Annotated in this window: 21 protein-coding genes; 5 read left to right on the top strand and 16 right to left on the bottom strand. The window is 64.4% G+C overall.

Annotated elements, in window-relative coordinates; genetic code table 11:
- Positions 1–3: 3 nt before the first annotated feature.
- The gene (locus NJT13_RS02245) at positions 4–1290 is read right to left on the bottom strand and encodes an MFS transporter (protein ID WP_254523867.1); all 1287 of its coding nucleotides are present in this window, start codon (positions 1288–1290) and stop codon (positions 4–6) included.
- Between the two features lie 140 nt (positions 1291–1430).
- Here NJT13_RS02245 and NJT13_RS02240 point away from each other — a divergent pair, with 140 nt between their 5' ends.
- Entirely contained in the window at positions 1431–2273 is an 843-nt protein-coding gene (locus NJT13_RS02240; protein ID WP_254523866.1) for a helix-turn-helix transcriptional regulator, read from the top strand.
- 89 nt (positions 2274–2362) lie between these two features.
- On the opposite strand, the gene NJT13_RS02235 is transcribed toward NJT13_RS02240, so the two are convergent.
- The 3 genes from NJT13_RS02235 to NJT13_RS02225 form a co-directional block, all read right to left on the bottom strand.
- On the bottom strand, positions 2363–2872 hold the full coding sequence (locus tag NJT13_RS02235; RefSeq protein ID WP_254523865.1) for an SHOCT domain-containing protein: 510 nt from the start codon (positions 2870–2872) through the stop codon (positions 2363–2365).
- A 139-nt stretch (positions 2873–3011) separates the two neighbouring features.
- The gene (locus tag NJT13_RS02230; protein ID WP_254523864.1) at positions 3012–5222 is read right to left on the bottom strand and encodes an OB-fold nucleic acid binding domain-containing protein; all 2211 of its coding nucleotides are present in this window, start codon (positions 5220–5222) and stop codon (positions 3012–3014) included.
- 90 nt (positions 5223–5312) lie between these two features.
- On the bottom strand, positions 5313–5576 hold the full coding sequence (locus tag NJT13_RS02225; RefSeq protein WP_254523863.1) for a hypothetical protein: 264 nt from the start codon (positions 5574–5576) through the stop codon (positions 5313–5315).
- Positions 5577–5985: 409 nt separating this feature from the next.
- Here NJT13_RS02225 and NJT13_RS02220 point away from each other — a divergent pair, with 409 nt between their 5' ends.
- Positions 5986–6714, top strand: coding sequence for a metal-dependent hydrolase (locus tag NJT13_RS02220; protein ID WP_254523862.1), 729 nt, complete (start codon positions 5986–5988; stop codon positions 6712–6714).
- 145 nt (positions 6715–6859) lie between these two features.
- Here NJT13_RS02220 and NJT13_RS02215 read toward each other — a convergent pair whose 3' ends face one another.
- Both NJT13_RS02215 and NJT13_RS02210 read right to left on the bottom strand, forming a co-directional pair.
- Complete coding sequence (locus tag NJT13_RS02215) at positions 6860–7456, bottom strand: metal-dependent hydrolase (protein WP_254523861.1); 597 nt, start codon at positions 7454–7456, stop codon at positions 6860–6862.
- Positions 7457–7468: 12 nt separating this feature from the next.
- Positions 7469–7663, bottom strand: coding sequence for a hypothetical protein (locus tag NJT13_RS02210; RefSeq protein WP_254523860.1), 195 nt, complete (start codon positions 7661–7663; stop codon positions 7469–7471).
- Positions 7664–7887: 224 nt separating this feature from the next.
- Here NJT13_RS02210 and NJT13_RS02205 point away from each other — a divergent pair, with 224 nt between their 5' ends.
- Together NJT13_RS02205 and NJT13_RS02200 are read left to right on the top strand one after the other, a co-directional pair.
- Positions 7888–8283: an OsmC family protein gene (locus NJT13_RS02205; RefSeq protein ID WP_254523859.1), complete on the top strand. Its 396-nt coding sequence runs from the start codon at positions 7888–7890 to the stop codon at positions 8281–8283.
- A gap of 661 nt (positions 8284–8944) precedes the next feature.
- Positions 8945–9484, top strand: coding sequence for a gamma carbonic anhydrase family protein (locus tag NJT13_RS02200; RefSeq protein WP_254523858.1), 540 nt, complete (start codon positions 8945–8947; stop codon positions 9482–9484).
- 1 nt (position 9485) lies between these two features.
- Here NJT13_RS02200 and NJT13_RS02195 read toward each other — a convergent pair whose 3' ends face one another.
- From NJT13_RS02195 to NJT13_RS02185, 4 genes are all read right to left on the bottom strand, one after another.
- Positions 9486–10511 (bottom strand): amidohydrolase family protein, encoded by a 1026-nt coding sequence (locus NJT13_RS02195; protein WP_254523857.1) that lies wholly within the window; start codon positions 10509–10511, stop codon positions 9486–9488.
- 71 nt (positions 10512–10582) lie between these two features.
- Positions 10583–10819 (bottom strand): CPBP family glutamic-type intramembrane protease, encoded by a 237-nt coding sequence (locus NJT13_RS23370; protein ID WP_425499778.1) that lies wholly within the window; start codon positions 10817–10819, stop codon positions 10583–10585.
- Complete coding sequence (locus tag NJT13_RS02190; protein ID WP_254523856.1) at positions 10725–11312, bottom strand: hypothetical protein; 588 nt, start codon at positions 11310–11312, stop codon at positions 10725–10727. The genes NJT13_RS23370 and NJT13_RS02190 overlap by 95 nt, the downstream gene beginning before the upstream one ends.
- 110 nt (positions 11313–11422) lie before the next feature.
- Positions 11423–12655: an HD domain-containing protein gene (locus tag NJT13_RS02185; protein ID WP_254523855.1), complete on the bottom strand. Its 1233-nt coding sequence runs from the start codon at positions 12653–12655 to the stop codon at positions 11423–11425.
- A 390-nt stretch (positions 12656–13045) separates the two neighbouring features.
- Here NJT13_RS02185 and NJT13_RS02180 point away from each other — a divergent pair, with 390 nt between their 5' ends.
- Positions 13046–13294 carry a hypothetical protein gene (locus NJT13_RS02180; RefSeq protein ID WP_254523854.1) on the top strand — a complete coding sequence of 83 codons (249 nt, stop codon included), beginning with the start codon at positions 13046–13048 and terminating at the stop codon, positions 13292–13294.
- A gap of 160 nt (positions 13295–13454) precedes the next feature.
- On the opposite strand, the gene NJT13_RS02175 is transcribed toward NJT13_RS02180, so the two are convergent.
- From NJT13_RS02175 to NJT13_RS02150, 6 genes are all read right to left on the bottom strand, one after another.
- On the bottom strand, positions 13455–14594 hold the full coding sequence (locus tag NJT13_RS02175) for a Gfo/Idh/MocA family protein (protein ID WP_254523853.1): 1140 nt from the start codon (positions 14592–14594) through the stop codon (positions 13455–13457).
- A 197-nt stretch (positions 14595–14791) separates the two neighbouring features.
- On the bottom strand, positions 14792–15760 hold the full coding sequence (locus NJT13_RS02170; RefSeq protein WP_254523852.1) for a sugar phosphate isomerase/epimerase family protein: 969 nt from the start codon (positions 15758–15760) through the stop codon (positions 14792–14794).
- Between the two features lie 199 nt (positions 15761–15959).
- A complete protein-coding gene (locus NJT13_RS02165; protein ID WP_254523851.1) occupies positions 15960–17036 on the bottom strand; it encodes a Gfo/Idh/MocA family protein in 1077 nt (358 codons plus the stop codon).
- A gap of 51 nt (positions 17037–17087) precedes the next feature.
- Positions 17088–17291 (bottom strand): DUF8005 family protein, encoded by a 204-nt coding sequence (locus tag NJT13_RS02160; RefSeq protein WP_254523850.1) that lies wholly within the window; start codon positions 17289–17291, stop codon positions 17088–17090.
- Entirely contained in the window at positions 17284–18504 is a 1221-nt protein-coding gene (locus NJT13_RS02155; RefSeq protein ID WP_254523849.1) for an ABC transporter ATP-binding protein, read from the bottom strand. Before NJT13_RS02155 ends, NJT13_RS02160 begins: the two co-directional genes overlap by 8 nt.
- A 2-nt stretch (positions 18505–18506) precedes the next feature.
- Positions 18507–19523 carry a carbohydrate ABC transporter permease gene (locus NJT13_RS02150; protein ID WP_254523848.1) on the bottom strand — a complete coding sequence of 339 codons (1017 nt, stop codon included), beginning with the start codon at positions 19521–19523 and terminating at the stop codon, positions 18507–18509.

Here is a 19523-nt window from a genome sequence, read left to right as displayed (position 1 = left end):
CGGTCACGCGCGTCGCAGGGCGACCCGATCGGGATCGCCTGTCCATCGCATCCCCGCGGCGACGAAGCCGGCGACGGTGAGCGCGGCGACCGCACCGCCGAGCAACAGCGGCGCGTAGCCGGTCGTCGTTGCAATCCCCGCGAAGGCGACCGGACCGAGCGTCCGTCCGAGGAACGTCGTGCTGTTGCGGAGACTCAATGCGCCTGCCCGGTAGCGGCCGGTGACACGGTCGCTCACCTCGGCATCGACCGACGGCAACACGAGTCCGATACCGGCGCCGATGATTGCGCTTGCCGCCCCGATTTCGAGAACGGACCCGGCGAGCCACGCGACGGCGAATCCGACCGCCAGACAGAGAAACCCCGTTTCGACGATCGCGGAGTTCGTCATGTGTCTCGCAAACCGGCCGTTGGCGGCCGAGACGACGACCGACGTCCCTTCCGCGAGCATCAAGACGGCGCCGACGACGGCGGGTGCGAGTCCGTACGAACCGGTCAGGAGGAACGGAACCGCCGTCAGAACGGAGCCGAACAGCAGGAGTTCGGCCGCGAACGTGGCGACGTACATCGCGAGTACGCCCCCCGTTCCGACGGCGGCGAGCACACCGCGAACGTAGTTCGCGTCGAGGCTCACCGGCCGGATGTTGGATTCCCCATCGAGTCGCTCGGAACTGCTGGATCGATCACCGCCGCGGTTTGACTCCTCGAGAACGGACCAGGCGACCACACCGAGCGGGACCGCGAGCAGGTACAACAGGTACGGTGCGTCCCACGAAACGGCGACGAGAACGCCGCCGACGACCGGAAATATCGCCGCCCCAGCCGAGAGAACGGCCGTGTTGATTCCGAGAACCGCGTTTCGCTGCGCGTCCTCGAAGGTGTCGCCGATGATGGTGACCGTGGCGACGAAGACGCCCGCAGACGCCGTCCCCTGGACGACCCGTATCAGCAGGACCGACGTGAACGAGGGTGCGAAGACGGTCACACCGCCCGCGAGGCCGAAGACGACGAGGCTCGCGACGAGCACCAGTCGCCGACCGAGTCGATCGGCGAGCGCTCCGATGAACGGTGAGAGAACGATCCCCGCGACGAAGTACGCGCTGATCAGCAGACTGGCCGTCGGTTCACTGACGCCGAACGTATCGCGAACGACCGGCAAGGTCGGGCTGATCAGCGGTACGCCGAGCGGGGCCAGCAAGGTGCTCAGAAGGATGATACGGACCGTCGGCGTGTCCCACGGGATTCGCGTGTCCGCGGATTCGGACGGGGATGAACGCGTCGTCGGTTCCATGATTCGGGAGAGGTGCTCGATCGAGCTAAATGTAAGTACTGAGATAAAAATCGGCCGGCGAATCTCGTTTCACGACCTGAGACAGGGTTAAGCCCGTGAACGGAGTACGGTATGATACGCACCGGCAAGGAGGGAGTACCGTGACTCACAGCCTTCTCGACGAACTCATACGGTACGACAGGGACGTTCAACGGGACCAGCAGCGACGCACGCGGGAACCGTTTCCGGACACGGACGCGATGGTCGACATCGTTCGCCACGGAGACGTGCTTCGGGCGTTGCTCGTCCAACCGCTCGATCGCCGCGAGATCGAGGAAACGCTCGAGGTGTCACGAGCGACGAGCCACCGGTTCGTTCGGTGGCTCGAGGAACACGGGTACGGCGAGCGCGTGGACGATCGCTACCGACTGACGGGACTCGGGACGGTCGTCGCCGACGGCCTCTGCAAGTTCGAAGCCTATCTCCGGACCGCCCGACGACTGGATCCGCTGTTCGAATACATCTGCGAGGACCACGAGGAGTTGGTCATCGAACCGTTCGCCGACGCGACGGTAACCGTCGCAACCCCGGCCGATCCCTACGCGCCGATCGCCCGCTTCCTCTCGCTCCTCCGTGAGAGCGACTCGTTCAGCGGATTCAACACGACTCACATGATTCCGCCCGGAACCGAGGAATCCGGCGACCGACTGCTCGAAGATCGAACCGTCGAACTCGTCTACGTCCCCCGTACCGTCGAGGCGCTTCGAGACGAGTCGGACGCCGATCTCTCGAGAGCCATCGACGAGGGTGACGTCACCGTCCGAACGAGAGAAGCACTTCCGTACGGCCTCGCGGTCTTCGACGAGCGGGTCGGAATCGGCGGCTACGACGACGAAACCGGAACGATGCGCGTCTTCGTCGACACCGACGCGGCGATCGCACGCGAATGGGCGCTCTGGGTGTTCGAGTCGATTCGCGCCGACTCCAGGCCGCTCTCGCCGTAACCGCACCCGCCACGGGCCGCACTGCTCGCCACGAGCGCGGATGGACCCGCGCTTCAGCGAGCGACCTGGCGATCGCGATTTTGTGGCGCTTACGACTCGTGCTCGGTCTCTCTCTCCCGGTCGGTACCCGCATCCCGTCGCCACTGCGCGGCGCTTTCGAGCGTCTCCGTATTCAGCAGTCGTTCGAGTTTCCGTTCGAACTGTTCGTCCGTGAGTTCGCCCGCCGCGTAGCGTTCGCGAAGGGTCTCGAGGGCGTCGTGCGCGTCGACGTCGGTACCGGCCTCATCAGCCGGGCCGGCCGCTGCGGAGTCGACGTTCGTGTTCGTGTTCGTGTTCGTGTTCGAATCCGTCTCGCCGGACGAATAGTCGTCGACCCACTCTCGGCGGTCCTCCTCGTCGCCGAACAGGATCGCGACCAGCGGGACGACGGCGATGTAGCCGACGAGTAACGCCGCGAGCCACCACTCCTGCCCGGTGAACATCGCACCGAGCCAGAACGCCGTCACGAGCATCGACGCGACTGCGGTCGCGTTCTCGCGGAGACGGGTCCATGGACCGTCATCAGGCGGCTCACGGTTTGTCCCCTCCGTTCCGTTCATACGTCTCCTTTCTTTCGGGACCGGAAATACGTTGGTGGCCCCGACCGTCCTCACTGCGTCCGCCCGGTCGAATCGAGTGAGCCGTCGGCTCGATCAGCGCTATCGCTTTCGGACGAGCGGACGACGGAGAAGACGTGCCTTACGCGAGCGTCTCGCCGAGCGCCTCGAGTGCGGCTTCGCGCACTGCATCACGTTCGCCGGGCAGGAACTCGACGTGACCGTCGCGGCCGCCGACGACGCTGACGCCGGCGTTCGGCACGACTTCCGCGATCGCATCGCCGAGATCGCGCACGTTCACCGGTTCGGTCGCGCGGACGTGGAGTTCGTCGTCGCCCACGCCGAGGGTGACGGACGGTGGGTTCACCCGGTCGCGCTCGCTCCTGTGGAGCGCATCCAACAGCAGGATCGTCGTCGGGAAGTTGTATCGGTGTGTGAACGCGTCCGTGTCGAGGACCGAGACGGAAACGCCGTTGACGTCCCGAACGGAGAGGTTCTCGCGGGCCGTCTCGAGTTCGGTCTCGAGTTTGTCTCGGAACTGCTCGGAGACGTGGGCAGCGAGATCACCGTCGTGCGGCGCATCCGAACCCTCACTCTCGCCGAACAACAGGTCGATGACGAGTTCGCGCTTGTCTTTGTACGACTGGTAGTACGCCTCCAGCGCGACGGCTTCGCGGCGCTCGGAGACGCCGGTTTCGTCGTAGCCGGCCTCGGTCGCGAGTTCGATGTACGCCGCCGGGGTGTCTTCCCAGTAGCTGAGCGCGGGGAGGTGCTCGAGGTCGGTGCGGACGTCGTCGTTGACGTGAGCGGCGACGTTCGCCGCGAGCGCGGTCGACGTGACGTCCGTGACGTCGACGTCCGCGAGCGACGGGGCGACGGTGACGTCGACGGACTCGTCGATCTGCTCGTCGGCTCGGCTGTCGTCGATCACGAGCGCCTCGGCGCCGTACAGCGACAGCAGTTCGTAGCCGTCGACGGACTCGACGGTCGCGCCGGCGTCGACGAGGAGCACGAGCGGGATCTGTTCGCCGTGGCGGTCCCGCGCTTCGAGCATCGTGGTGACGTCGCTCGTCGCGGCGTCCATGTCGTAGACGCGGCCGTCGAGCGGGCGCCGTTCGAAGTAGTGATACTCCGCGTCGTCACGCGTGTGTTTCTCGCGGATGAGCGGCAGGACGGCTCGCTCGATGGCGGCGCCGGCGATGTAGCCGTCGGCGGTCGCGCCGTGACGAACGACGATCGGGCGCGCCTCCATGACGGCCCGGCGGATCGTGGTCGCGGCGTCGGCGATTTCGTCTTCGACGGCGGCGACGGACTCGTGGTCGGCGAGGAGCGCGACGTTCGACGGGCGCGCCTCGCGTTCGATAGCGCTTTCGAGGCGATCGACCACCGTCTTTCTGTCCTCGTCGCTCAGTACCTCCAGGACTTCGGTCTCGACCTGCAGATCGCCGTGGTGACGTTCGACCTCTCCTTCCAGTGCCACGGCGTCGTCGACCTCGACGTCGGGGTAGGCGCGGACGCCGGCTTCCTCGAAGGCCGCACACTCGACGGTGCCGGTCTCGTCGCGCAGTTCGAAGACCGTCGGGCCGCTGGTCTGGCGAACACCGGTGATCTCGCCCTCGAGGCGGACCACGTTGCCGACCTGCGTTTCGATCGCGTCGATCGCGGTTCGATTGAGCGCGGCTTCGGATTCGGCATCGGATTCGGCGTCGGTCGCAGGTCTCGAGGCGGCGGCTGATTCGGTCGCCACGGACCCGCTGCTCGCGACGGTACCGGCAGTTTCCGCGGCGGCGGGCTGGTTCTCGTCGACGGCGTCGGGACTCGTCTCGGGCTCGGGCTCGTCGGCGGCCGCCTGCAATTCGCCGGCGGTCACGCCGCCGTCGTCGCTGAATTCCTGCTCGCCGTCGTCCGTCGATTCGCCGATCGCAGGCGCGTCCGCTTCGTCGTCGGTTTCGTCGTCCGTTTCGGCCTCGAGTTCGTCGGGACGGTATTCGCCATCCGCCGTCTCGATCAGTTTGCCGCGGAACTCGCGTTCGCGCTGACGGATCGACCAGCCGAGGTCGACGTTGCCGTTGTCGCGGACGTCGAGAACCTGAACGAAAACGTCGTCGCCCGGTTCCCAGTCGAGACTCTCCAGTCGTCGGTCGAGTTCGCTTCTGTGCAACAGTCCGGTTACGTGATCTCCGATGTCGATGAAGACACCGAAGTCGGCGTAGCCGTCGACGGTCCCCCGGTAGTACCGACCGGGCGTGAGCTGTGAGGCGGACGTGCCGGTGAATTCGAAAACAGCATCCTCCTCGTGGCTCTGACAGATCTCGCCGTCAACGGGTGTGCCGCAGATGATACAGTTGCCCATCTACTCGGACCAAGCAGTTTCGCCCTAAAACGGTTGTCGAAATGCGTTCGCTCCACGAGCGTCGACGACGTCTTTACGATCGCCTCGCTGTCACTCGAAAACGGGTGAATCCTCCTCGAGCGCCTCGATGTCGTCGACGAGCGACCGGACGTGTTCGGGAAAGAGAGAGATCTGGATCTCGTTGTCGTCTTCGTCTTCGAATACGAGTTTGATCCGCTTGTCGCCGAACTCCCGTGCCTCGGCCGATTCCACGTCGAAGAGCTTGGCCGTCGCCGCCTTGTTTTTCGGTCCGACGTTCTTGATCGATCCGTCGTTCAATTCTACCATGAACTCCTCGAGGGTCAGTGCGAGCATGGTTGGCGTACGAGCCCCGGCTAAAAAACGACACGGCATCGCGACCCGACTGCGACTGCGGACAGCAGTTCGCGGGTCGCGTTGTCGGTCGCCGTGTGGCGTGGTGGGTGTGGATCGTTCTGGGACGTCGCTGTGGTATCGCCGACCACCGCCCAGCGTTAGTCACGGGGACGATCAACTGGGATTCGATCCCAGACCGCATGCGTGGTGTGTCAGTTCGCTTGCGGCTTTGTATTATAGACGCAGCCGACGTATAAATATGGGTGATCGTATACGCCGCTCTCGGAGTAGAAAGCAATTATTGACCCCGATCAGAAGGAGCGACACCGTCCGACGGCGGGCTGCCCGTCGGGACAGCTGTCTGTCGCGACCACTTTTAAGTTATCTTCGCTCCAATTCAGCGAACGCTATGGAGCTTACCTGGCACGGCCACTCGACGTGGCACGTCACCGTAGGGGAGACGGCGCTGCTGATCGATCCGTTTTTCGACAATCCGAAGACAGAACTCGAGCCGGCCGACGTCGACACGCCCGATTACGTGTTGTTGACACACGGCCACGCCGATCACATCGCCGACGCCGGGGCCTTCTCGGACGCGACGCTGGTCGCAACGCCCGAACTGACCTCGTTCTGCCAGGAGGAGTTCGGCTTCGAGGACGCCGTCGGCGGGATGGGTATGAACCTCGGCGGGACCGTCGAATGTGGCGACGCGTACGTTACGATGGTCCGTGCCGACCACACGAACGGGATCATGACCGAAAACGACGAAAGCGGCGGGATGCCGGCCGGGTTCGTCGTCTCAGATACGATGCCGACGCAGGTTCGCGACGAGGAGTCGACCGCATTCTACAACGCGGGCGACACCAGCCTCATGACCGAGATGCGCGAGGTCGTCGGACCGTATCTCGAACCCGACGCCGCGACGGTCCCGATCGGCGACCACTTCACCATGGGTCCGTGGCAAGCCGCCGTCGCCGTCGACTGGCTTGACGTCGACCACGCCTTCCCGCAACACTACGATACGTTCCCGCCGATCGAGCAGGACCCGCACGACTTCGCCAGCGAAGTCGCTGCGACCGGCAGCGACGCGGAGGTCCACGTACTCGAGGCCGACGAACCGTTCGAACTCGAGCCCTGAACGCGGACGGCCGCCTCGATCGACCGAGCGCCCGCACGGAACCCTGCCCATTTTTGTCCCGCTCGAGACCCGAGAGCGGCCGGGCCGACCGGGGGATCGCCGAGCGACGGCGGGTGCGAGAAGGGACGAGGCCGAACGGAGGACGTCAGTCCCTGCCGATTCCGTACTGCTGATCGTCGCGCCGTTCCCGCGTCCCGATCCGGTAGCGGGTTTCGAGCGGATAGCTCCGGTACCGCGCGAGTACCAGGTGGAGTGTGATAGCGACGATGATCAGTCCGAAGTTCCAGAGTGGCGAATCGTAGTAAATGACGTCGACGATGATCGGCTTCGAATAGAACGGCCAGAACGGCTCGAGCGGCGGCGCGATGTCGGGGGCCGAGAGAATGTCCGCGAACAGGTGGCTCGTGCCGCCGACGAGGAGCCCGCTCGTCGCGAAGACGAAGACCGTGCTCGTCTCTATGTGAGTGCTTCGAATCCAGCGATGATCGTTGAGCCACTCGGTGAGCCACTTCGACGCGGCGAGTCCGGTGATGAGGCTGACCAGCGTCACGAACACCACCGTGTGAGTCACGCCGTGGTGTGTAACCGGCAGCGCCTGCTGGAGGACGAGGTCGGAATCGGGGAGCATCGCCGTCGCTAACGCGAACCCGGTGAACCCGAGCGCGCCGCGTCGGCCCCAGAGTATCCACGCCGGCGCGGCGAACAACATCGCCATCGCGAGATGACCGGTGACGTCAACCATGGTGCGTTTCGATCATCGAAGCCGGCGGGCAAGTCTGAGAGCCAGCGAGACTGCCGTTCCCACCCCGGGAATGCGAGACGAGAGCGCGGCCGCGCCGAGAAGCAGGAGTCCGCTTTTCGGACGGCCGCGCCGAAACGCCAGCACGCTGTCGATCACCGTCGAAACGATACTGAGCTTGTTCGCCGACCGCGTGTCGAAGGAGGTCATGACTCGGTGTGTACACCGTCGGGGCTTGAGTGGCAAACGCGATACCGTTGCAGACGCAGGCTGACAGACTCGACGACAGTCCCGCCTCCGCGTGGACGGTAGCGCGCGTACACGCGCTCGCACGCGCTATCGATCCGTTCGCGTTCGGGGACCAGTGATACGAGTCGGGTGTAGAACACCCACCACCAACGTTTACAGCGCCGCCCGTGGAGTCCTCGATTGCCATGGCAAAGCATGCGACCACCGTTTCCGACGAAGGGTACAGCGCCACGAACGAGGTCCGCGACTTCGAAACGACGATCGACGCGAACGGGGAGGACGCGCCCGATACCCTCGAGGCACTGTTGGCGGCGTACGGGTCCTGTTACGTTCCCGCGCTCCGGGTCGGGGGCCAGCAACGCGGGGTCGACGACCTCGGCCGGATCGAGATCGAATCGACCGGCGAACTCAACGACGACGACAAACTCGAGTCGATACACTTCGATATCCGCGTCGAGGCGGACGTAGACGGCGACACGGGCGAGGAGATCATCGAGCGGGGGTTCGAACTCTGCAAGGTCCACGACGCGCTGAAAGACGGCTTGCACGCGGACACGAGTTTCGAGGGGAACGCGTTCTGAGCCCCCGATCCGGACGACTGCGTCCGATAGAGGCGACCTCGTATCGAAACCACTCCCGACGACCCCCGTTCGGACGGGTCGAATTCGGAACGGCGTCGAAGGAATCGATTCACGTGGTGCAAGAAACACCCAGATGCGGACCGTACGGGGTGAATACGTTCCCGCCGATCGTCCTCGAACGGACCGTCGACGGTCGGATTGTGGCCGGTTCGTGAGGACGGCTGTCGCAGGATGGGGACCTTCCACGGTGTGACCGGCGGCGGCGGACGGCCTTCGAAATCGCGTCCCAACTGAGACGGCTGTGGAGTGATGGGAATCGGATTCAGCAACTCGAGGGGCGGTTGCGACGACTATCGACCGGATACTCGTCGGGGAAGTGGACGAAAGGGGAAATGAGTGCGGGAAGCGGATTCGAAAGGGGGGTTCCGAACCGCCATGGTTCGGGGGGATGACACGGCGGCAGACGACTGTCCGAGTGGATAGTTCCGTGCCGCCGACTATTGATTCGACGGACTCTGATTTAGCCGTGCCGCCAAACTGTATTGGTTTTGGAAATAATCCGGGACGAGATAACTCGGCCCGAGCGGCAAGCGGGCGCGAAACGAGGGTCCGTGGCGTCCGAACCCGAACGGCGTTCGCGGAAACACGGGCGTCGTCATCGATGGGCATCTTCAAGGCGATTCTCGAGACAGGAACGAGCATGATACGCACGTTCGACGGAACGGAACCGCAGATCGCTGACTCGGCGTACGTCGACGACGCTGCCGTCGTCATCGGCGATGTCGTCATCGAAGACGAGGCCAGTATCTGGCCGAATACCACGCTTCGCGGCGATCACGGCACGATCGTCGTCGGCGAAGGTGCAAACGTTCAGGACAACGCCGTTCTCCACGAAGACGCGACGCTCGAGCCCTATTCCACCGTCGGCCACAGTGCGATCGTCCACGACGCGACCGTCGCCGAACGGGCGTTGGTTGGAATGAATGCGGTCGTCCTCGACGGGGCACACATCGGTCCGGGGGCAGTCGTCGCCGCCGGCAGCGTCGTCACGGAAGGTACCGAGGTTCCCGCGTCGACGCTCGTCGTCGGGTCACCCGCCGAACCGAAGACGACGATCGACGATCCGGAACTCGAGGCGACGGCGGACAGGTACGTCGCGCTCTCGAAAGCGCACGCGGAGACGTCCGAGCGACTCGACTGAGCTACCGATCCCCGAACACGACCTCCCGGACGTCGTCGACGCCAGCGCGCCTGACGACGGCCCGAACCGGGTCTCGAGCGCCGGCCATGTTGTCCGAGTCGCCGTCGAGCACGAGCAGTCGTGCCGCCCGTCCGGGCTCGAGCAGACCGTACTCGAGGTCGGCGATTTCGGCCCCGTTGACGGTCGCCATGCGGAGGATGACGTCCGCGGGGAGGGCCGAAAGCTTCGCGAGGAACTCCATCTCGCGGAACATCGACGGCGAGTTGAGCATCACGTTGTCGGTGCCGAGCGCGAGCGTCGTTCGCTCGTCGAGCGCCTCGTAGGGAGACAGCCCCACGTCGGTCACGAGATTCGAGCGCGGACAGACCACCACCGGAATCTCGCTTTCGGCTATGCGCTCGAGATGGACCGGTTCCGGGTGAACCATGTGGACCAGGAAATCGGGGTCGAGGTTCAGCGCCGGTGAAATGTCGCTTTCGTCGACCTCGCCCGCGTGAATTCCGAACGGCTTGCCGGCCTCGCGCGTCGCCTCCCGTTCCCGGTCGAAGGTCGCATCGTTGGCTCCGCTCGCGCCGAATCCGTCACCCGCGCGCATGGCGTCGGCGGACTCTCGGGCGAAGGAGACCGCGTCGATCTCGAGGCCCGCCGCGGCGTCCTCGAGCATTCGAACCCCTGCGACGCCGCCCTCGCGGAAGTCGAGACAAGCGGCGGTGCCGGCACGCTGCATGAACCGCAACGATCGATTCATCGCGCTCACGAGTTCGTCTCGCGAGGCCGCCCGAAGTAGCCGATGTTTCAGACCGTCCGGTGGCGCGACGAGTTCCTCGAGCGAGAGGCCGCCGCCGGCCTCCTTGGCGATCGAGTCGCCGATGTGGGTGTGGGCGTTGACGAACGCCGGCAGGATGAGGTCGTCGCTGTCGACCGACGCCTCCTCGATGGCTTCGATGCGGCCGTCCTCGTCGATCACGATTCGACCCTCGACGGGGTCGAATTCGCGGCCGCGCAGGATCGTTCCCGTTCGTTCCATACCGATCAGTTCGCCGTCAGGGTCTTCAACGGTTCGCCGTCGGACCGGATTTTCACAGTCCTCGAGCGCCGCTAGACGAATGCCGTCGCGCTCACGGCCATCAGAACGAGATTGTAGCCGGTGTGGACGGCGATCAGCACGAACAGGTTCCCCGTTCGTTCGTACGCGTATCCGAAGATGGCGCCGACGAGGCCGAGTACGGTCGCGCAGCGATCAACGCTGGCACCTCGGATCCGAGGTAGTTCGGAACGTGGGCCGCACCGAAGAGCAGGGGGCACCCGCGACCGCCCCGGCCGGACCGAACGCATCGCGGAGTCGGCCCTGGTTCGCCCCGCGGAAGAGGTACTCCTCGGTCGGCGGGGCGACGAGGACGATCACCGCGGCGGTGGCGAAAAACACCCCCGAATCGATTTCCTCCGTCGTGTAGAACGTCCGTGGTTGGAGATCGAAAACCCCGAGCAGCGAGAACAGCCCGATGCCGATGACGAGCGCACCGACGGTACCGATCACGATTGCTCGAGTCTGCCCGTCGAACAGCCCTGTCGACGCAGTGGAACGGTCTCGGAGCCGACAGTAACCGTACCCGACCGCTAGATAGCCGATTTCCGCAGCGACGGCCGCTGTGATGACGAACCAGAGTAATCCTGTCGGATCACCAGGGCCGAGTACCCCCACGATCCCGACCGGAACCGCAAACAGGATCGATCCGAGGACGCCCGCGATCGTGAGCCCGATGGCAACGAGTACCGTCAGAAACGGGCTTCCCTCTCGCTTCGCGATTACGTCGTCTGTTTCCGCCATATGGAATCTGTTTGAACATCTATTGCTTCGATCATTTCATTTAAAACACGGGAAAAACTCATCGAGATGCGAAGAAGGGAAGCAATCGGCGAGCGGGAAACGAATAACGCTCAATCGACGAACTGATCCAGCGTCGCGTCGAGTCCGTCGCGCACCTCGCTGACCAGCGCGCCGTCGATGGAGAGGCCGAGTACGTCGACCGCAGCGCGGCCGACGCGGTCGCGCAGCACCGGCGGCGAGTAGACGCCGAGACGCCACTGGGAGTACTGGGCCGCCCGGAGGGCTTCGACCAGCGGCGACTGCTGTCCCAGTCGGCGGATATCGCCGTTTACCATCACGCGCGTCGTCGACTCCGTCATCGAGGGTCGATTCGGCACGTCGAGAACGACGTGGGCCGGAGCGACGCTCGCTCGATCGGCGATCTCCCGCTCGAACTCGCGGATCGACTCGTGGTCGGCCTCGATTATCCCGCCGGGAACGTCGTCGATTTCGGCCCACACCGCCCGCTTGAAGAGGTCCCGCTGATCCAGTCGTCGGGACAATTCCGCCGTCGACTCACAGGACCGCAACGCGACGATCAGGTCGTGGTCGTCCATTCGCTGGAGCGTGGAGGCGTCGACGTCGGCGGATGGCTCTTCGAGCAGCCGTTCCCCGGCGCGTCGAAGCATCGCCTTGCTGATACGAGCGACGCTGTGGCTGTAGACGGTCGGGTTCATCAGGGCTCGAGCGACGAGGAGGCTCTCGGCCGTCTGGACGTTTCCCTCGGCCAGGACGAGTTCGCCGTCGGCGAACGCCAGTTCGCGGACGAGGCGGCCGTGGTCGATCGTCCCGTAGGGGACTCCCGTGTGGTGTGCGTCACGCACCAGATAGTCCATTCGGTCGACGTCGAGTTCCCCCGATACCAGTTGTCCGAACCGTCCGTCGCCGGCGACCAGATCCGCCACCGTCGCCGGTTCGAGGTCGTGATCGCGCAACACGTCACCGACCGCTCCGTCGGCGAGGAGTTCGTGAACGTCGTCGTGATAGCGGCCGGTCCGGCGGTGGGTCAGGGACTCGAGGTTGTGGCTGAACGGCCCGTGCCCGACGTCGTGGAGGATGGCCGCTGCGCGGACCCGTTCCGCTCGCGCCCCCTCGACACCGAGGTGTTCCAGGGCCTCGCCGGCGAGATGATAGACGCCGAGACTGTGTTCGAAACGTGTGTGGTTGGCCGACGGATAGACCAGCGAGACGGTCCCGAGCTGTCTGATGTTCCGAAGTCGCTGGAGTGCCGGCGTATCCAGCAGGTCGCGGGCGACGCCGTCGACCTGGATGTGGTCGTGAACGCTGTCCTTGATGATCTTCATTGGTTCCCATTGGACCGGTTCGTACAAAAACGGTCGTTCGGGCCACGGACAGAACGCGCCGTCCGACAGGCCCTGCGGATCGAGGTCACGGCGTGGGTGTACCGAGTCCGATAGTTCTCCAAGGCGATCACCGCGGTCAGTACGACCAGTTCCGCGTCGTCGAATTCCGTCTCCAGCGCATCGAGTAGGAGTCCGAAACCGTCGTCGGCGCCGCGAGACGGCTTCCACGTACCGCACGACGGGTCGCTCCGCTTCAGAAAGCGTGTCGCTCTCCTCGGCGGTCGAGAGCCGACGCATCTGCCCGTCGTGATTCCCGGCGATGAACGGCGAAGCGGGTTGCGAATTCGTGCTCAAGAGCTACGCGGGACGACACGCTACCGCCAGGCCACCATGACAGATCTGACTGTTGCCCCCGACGCCGACGACAGACGAACGGCGGAACTGGTCCAGAACCACGTCGATATCGGCGACGTCGTCGAGGTTCGCAACGAGGAACGGACCGAAGATCACCAGCTATCCGTCAGCGGCGAGGTGACGGGATTCGAGGCGGACTATCTCGAAATCGACGGCAACGCTCCGGAAGACGGCGGCGTTCGGTACGGTCAGATTCACACGGTAAGCAGAATAGAGTCGGAGTGAATCGGCCGCGGTCATCGGTCGCTCCCGTCCGTTCTCCGAAACGGGCACCGATCCGACTCCGATCGGCTCGATAGGCGATCAGTTTCCGGAACTGACGGGTCCGGAACGAACGGAGAACGGTCGCTCGATGGTGATCGGTCAGTTCGTCGCCCGTACGAGGTCACTCGAGAGCGATCCACTCGCCGCTGTCGTCGCTCTCTTCGATCGCGTCGAGGACTCGCTGAGCGGCCAGTCCGTCGTCGAAGTTCGGCGCATACGTGTCGCCGCGATCGACCGCAGTGAGGAATTCGTAGTTCTCGTGGACGAAGGTGTGTTCCCAGCCGAGCACGTGACCCGGCGGCCACCAGTGGTCGACGTACGGATCGTCCTCGTCGGTGACCAGTATCGTCTCGTACCCGCGATCGTCGCCGCGAAGCACCTCGAGTTCGTTCAGGCGCTCGAGCGAAAACCGGAGACTACCCGCCGAGCCGTGAATCTCGAGGCTGTGATCGTTCTTGTGGCCCGTCGCGAAGCGCGATCCCTCGAGGGTTCCCATCGCGCCGTTTTCGAACTCGAGTTGTGCGGAGTAGGCGTCGTCGACGGTGACGGGCCGCGTTTCGGGGCCTCCGGCACTTTGGGCGTCTTCGGTCGGCCGCTCCTCGACGAACGTCCGCAGGTGACCGCTGACCCGGTCGATCTCTCCCGCGAGATCGTCGGATCCGACGAGAAATCGCACGAGATCGACCGAGTGGGAGCCGAGATCGCCGAGCGCGCCGGACCCGGCCAGTTCTTCGTCGTTGCGCCACGACCACGGCGCCGTCGGATCGACGAGCCAGTCCTGGAGGTATCGCGCGCGGACGTGGTGGATGTCGCCCAGTTCGCCGTCCTCGAGCAACCGTTTCGCGTACCGGATCGCCGGGACGAACCGGTAATTGAACGCACACCCTGCTGGCACGTCGGTCCCGGCCTCGTGGGCCGCCGTGGCCATCGCTTCGGCGTCCTCGAGCGTCGGGGCGAGCGGTTTTTCGCAAAATACTGGGGTGCCGGCCTCGAGGGCGGCGATCGACGGCTCGACGTGGGCGTGGTTCGGCCCGAGATTGTAGAAGACGTCGACGTCGTCGACGACGTCCGCCCAGTCCGTCGCGATCGATTCGAAGCCGAGTCGGTCGGCGGCGTCCGACAGTGCGTCCTCGTGGCGGCCGACGAGGACCCGCCGTTCGATTTCGGGCGCATCCGGGAAGAACATCGGCAGTCGCGCCATCGCGTTCGCGTGCGCTTTCCCCATGAATCCGTAGCCGAGTACGCCGACTTCCAGCGTCATGGCTATTCATTCACAATAGGTGTTGTTAGAACTTTCTGTCAGGACGACCGAACCGCGCCGAATCCGACGGGGCGGGCGGAATTACGGCGACGAGGTGATCGAGTCCCGGGGACTGAGGGGGTGATCGAGTCCCGGGGACCGAGGGGACGCTTCGATCACGGACCGAAGGGACCGGTCGTAAGACGGTGACGGTTCGGTCACTCTGCCCAGTACGCGGTCCCGGGTTGCTCTCGGAAAATCGCCCGCTCGAGCAGGTCGACCGCCTTCTCGAGGCCTTCCCGCGAACTGGTCAGCGAGTCCTCGTGTTCGATGCTCAGTGTCCCGTCGTAGCCGACCATTCGGAGCGTCGAGACGAGATCCTTCCAGTGGGATTCGTCGTGGCCGTATCCGACGGAGCGAAAGAGCCACGACCGGTTCGCCTCGTCGTCGTACGGCGTGGTATCGAGGACCCCTTTTTCGCGGGCCTGCTCCTCGTAGATACGTGTGTCTTTGGCGTGGACGTGGTGGATCGCCTCGCGTTCGCCGAGGAATCGAACGGCGTCGGTGACCGAGATACCCTGCCAGTAGAGGTGCGAGGGATCGAAGTTCGCCCCGACGCGGTCGTTCGTCTCGGCGCGCAAGCGCGCCATCCCGTGCGGTTCGTACACCAACATGTTCGGATGCATCTCGAGGGCGAGGTCGACGTCGTGGTCGTCCGCAGACGCCGCGAGGTCGGTCCAATAGTCCAGGGCCACCTCCCACTGGTACTCGTGGGCGTCGGCGTGCTCGGGCGGCCACGGCGCCGTGATCCAGTTGGGAGTGTCGTCGGTCGGGCTGCCCGCCGGCAGCCCCGAGAAACAGGTGACAGTACCGACCCCTAACTGGGACGCCAGTCTGATCGCCTCCCGGAGTTCGACGTCGGCTTCTTCGGCCCGTGTTTCGTCCGGATGGAGCGGATTGTTGTGGGTCGCGAGCGCGCTGATCGTGATCCCGTACTGCTCGAGCAGCGCTTTCAGGTCGGCTTGTGCGGCCTCGTCGTCTAAGTAGGTCCGGCGGTCGAGGTGGTCGTCGCCGGGATATCCCCCGACACCGGGTTCGATGGCGTCGACCCCGACGTTCGCGAGGTACGCGAGCGCGTCCTCGAGCGATTCGTTCGCGAGCGGTGGCGTGTGTACTCCGATCTCCATACGGTTCGAACGACGGAATCGGCACGCATAAATTTCACGATTGTTTAATATAAAATAAAATTCAGTCGATACTGTTCGCACCGTTTGCGGCCGGAATCGGTGACGCGCGCGCGTCGTTCGTCGCCGGCGACGTATCGGGACCGCCGTCCGGCGGCCACGTCGAGTCAGCCCGGTCGTGACGAATTCGTGAGTGCGCTGGTCACGGAACTGATTCGTCGAATACCACGGTGTGGCCGCCCTCACTCGAGCGGTAGATGGCATCGATAATTTCCTGGACCGTGACCGCGTCGTCGATGGAACCGCAGGTATCGCGGCTGGTCGTGACCGCGTCGAAAAACGCCCGTTGTTCGTCGGCGTGGGTGTCGTTCTCGCGGACCTCGACGGCGGTATCGAGCAGGTGATCCGGCCCGTCGGCGCTCGCCGAGTGGATCGTCAGATCACCCTCCAGTAGATCGAATCGTGCGGCCGCCTCGGTTCCGCGGACGACGAATTCGTGCGTCGGCGGTCGATTGGTCGCCCAGGCCACCTCGAGGGAGACCGTGTGTCCCCCCGTACACCGGATGAACGCGCTCGCCGAATCGTCGACGTCGAACCCGTCCGGGCCGCTGTCAGCGCCCCACATCTCGAGATAGGCGTAGTCGTCCCGGTCGCCGAAGCTCGAACGCGTCACCCCCGAAACTTCCTCGACGTCCGGATAGCCGAGCAAGTACATCGAGAGGTCGATCGCGTGAACGCCGAGGTCGATGAGCGAACCGCCACCCGATACCTCCCGACGGGTGAACCACGAACCGCGGCCGGGGACGCCGCGCCGACGGACGTAGTTCGCCTCGACGTGAGTGAGGTCCCCGAAGTCGCCGCGTTCGATCCGATCCTTGATGATCTGAACAGCGTTCAGAAACCGATTGTTGAATCCGATCTGGAACGTCCCCGCCGACGCCGACGCCGCGTCGGCGATCCGGCGAGCGCTCTCGACCGTGTGCGCGAGCGGCTTCTCGAGCAGGACGTGGCAGTCGCGTTCGAGGGCGGCGACGGCGTACTCCTCGTGGTACTTGTTCGGTGTCGTTATAACGACGGCGTCGATTTCGTCGTAGAGACTGTGGTAGTCGTCGTAGACGTCGACGTCGTACCGATCGGCGAACTCAGTGCGCGCTTCGTGGTCGATGTCCATGCCCCCCTCGAGGGGGACACCGAGGTCGACGAGACGGTCGGCGTGGTGGTGCCCGATGTTACCGAGTCCGACGATGCCCGTTCGAACGGGCGCGTAGTCGCCGCTCATCTGTCGACCACCGGTCGGTCGCTCCGACGGACGACGGTCGCGTTGCTGCGGTCAGTACAACTGCTCTTCTTTCGTTGAACGTTCGTCATCTTGTGTTCGTTCTTCCGACTGTCGGTTTCGGCCGCGACGATACTGCTGGATTCCCGGCAGGACTTTGTTCTTCAGATCCAGACCGAACGACACGATCCCGTAGATCCAGAAGAAGTAGAGCACGAGCAGGCCGCCGTAGTAGACGACAGAGACGAGATCACTCATCGCCCCCTCCGGGATCGACTTCGGCTCGGACGTTCTCCGCCACCGCATCCGACTCCGCAGTCGAATCCGGGGGCCCTTCGACACCGTGTGCGATGGCATCGCCCGATGCGGTCTCGAACAGGTGGACCTTCGACCGATCGAGCACGACGCTCACCTGTTCGTCTTCGTCGATGGCCGAATCCGGCGCGACGCTCATCAACAGCTGATTCGACGCAGCCGACGCCTCTTCGCTCGTCATCAGCTGTCCCCCCGAGCCGTCGAGCGTGAGATACACGAATATCTCGTCACCCATCGGTTCGAGAACGTCGGTCGTCGCCTCGATGACCGACGACGTAGCGGTCGACGAGTCGGCGTCGGCCGCAGGGTAGATATCCTCGGGACGAATCCCCATCGTGACGGCGTCCCCGGGAGCGGCCTCGAGCGGGTCCGGATCGAACGCGAGGTCGAAGTGATCGGTCTCGAGGCCGTCCTCGCTCAGTTCGCCGTCGACGAAGTTCATCGACGGTGAACCGATGAAGCCGGCGACGAACCGGTTTGCCGGCTCGTTGTAGCAGGTCAACGGCGGATCGATCTGCTGGAGTTCACCGCTGTCGATGACGGCGATCCGATCCGACATGGTCATCGCCTCCGCCTGATCGTGCGTGACGTAGATGATCGTCGTGTCGAGTTGCTTGTGCAGTCGCTGGAGTTCGGTTCGCATGTGAACGCGCAATTTCGCGTCCAGGTTCGCCAGCGGTTCGTCCATCAGGAAGACGGCCGGTTCCCGAACGATGGCGCGGGCGATCGCCACCCGCTGTTGCTGGCCTCCGGACAGTTCGTCCGGCATCCGATCGAGCATCCCCTCGAGTTGAACGACGTCCGAGGCGCGTTCGACGCGCCGCTCTATCTCCTCGTCGTCGTACTTCCGAAGGCGCAGCCCGAACGAGATGTTGTCGAAGACGTCCATGTGTGGGAACAACGCGATGTTCTGGAACACCATCGCGACGCCTCGATCCTTCGGGGGAAAGGAGGTGACGTCCGTCTCGCCGATGTGGATCGTCCCCTCTGTCGGTTTGGTGAGGCCGGCGATCGTCTCCATCGTCGTCGACTTCCCACAGCCCGAGGGCCCGACGAGGCAGACGAATTCGCCGTCCTCGATCTCGAGGTTCATATCGTCGACGGCGACGATGTCTTCGTACCGTTTCGTAACGTTGTCAAGTCGTACTCGTGCCATTGTTATTCTTTGAGTGCTCCGTCGGTCAGTCCGCTAACGATCTTTTCCTGCGCGACGATGACGACGATCAGCATGGGCAATACGCCGACGATGCTGGCTGCTGCCATCAGGTTGAAGTCTGTCGTGTACTGCGTCTGATAGCTCAGAATGCCGCCGACGAGCGGTGACCACTGCTCGGGTTCGTTCTGGAGCGACATGATCGAGCTGAAGAAGTACTCGTTGTAGACCGAGATGAACGTCAGCACGGCCGCCGTCACGACACCGGGTGCCGAAAGCGGCATGATCACGCGGAACAGCGCACCCAACCGGGTCGTGCCCTCGACCCGTGCTGCATCCTCGAGACCGTCCGGAATCTGCGCATAGAACGTGGTGAGGATGAAAATCGACAGCGGCAGAAACAGCGCGCTGAAGGGCATGATCATCGCGCTCGGCGTGTTGACCAGCCGCGGCGGCGAGAACAACTCGACGCCGAGAAACGGCACCGTCACCGGGTTGCCGAGGAACGCGTCGAACAGCGGGATCAGGAACGCTGCAGGCGGGAAGTACGAGATAGCCAGGATGGCGAGCATCAACACGCCGCGTCCAGGGAACTCGAGTCGGCCGAAGACGTATCCCGCGAGGCTCGCGAGGACGATGACGATGACCGTCGTGGTCGTCGCGAGCACGAAGCTGTTGAACACGTAGAGATGGAACGGCACTTGCTGGAACACCTCGACGAAGGCGAGGACGTTGGGTTCGCCCGGTTGCAGCGGATTGATGTGCGGGAATTCGACACCGACGATCGGAAGCGCCCAACTGCCGGAGATGATGTCCCCGTTCGGTTTCAGTGCCAACACCAGTAGCCAGTAGAACGGGAACAGCGTCGTAACGAGGAAAAAGCCCGCTGCGACGTAGAACAACGCCTTGTACAGGCGGCTGCGTTTTTCCGCGTCTGTGATAACGCTACGGGTCCACCGCTCGAGGGGGCCCCCGTTCTCGTCGTCCGCGGGTCCCCCCGTCCGATCGGTCCGTGTCGCCAT

Source organism: Natrinema caseinilyticum (assembly GCF_024227435.1).
Lineage (GTDB): Archaea > Halobacteriota > Halobacteria > Halobacteriales > Natrialbaceae > Natrinema > Natrinema caseinilyticum.
The sequence above is the reverse complement of the archived record's forward strand: the minus strand, read 5'-3'. Positions and strand labels throughout refer to the sequence as shown.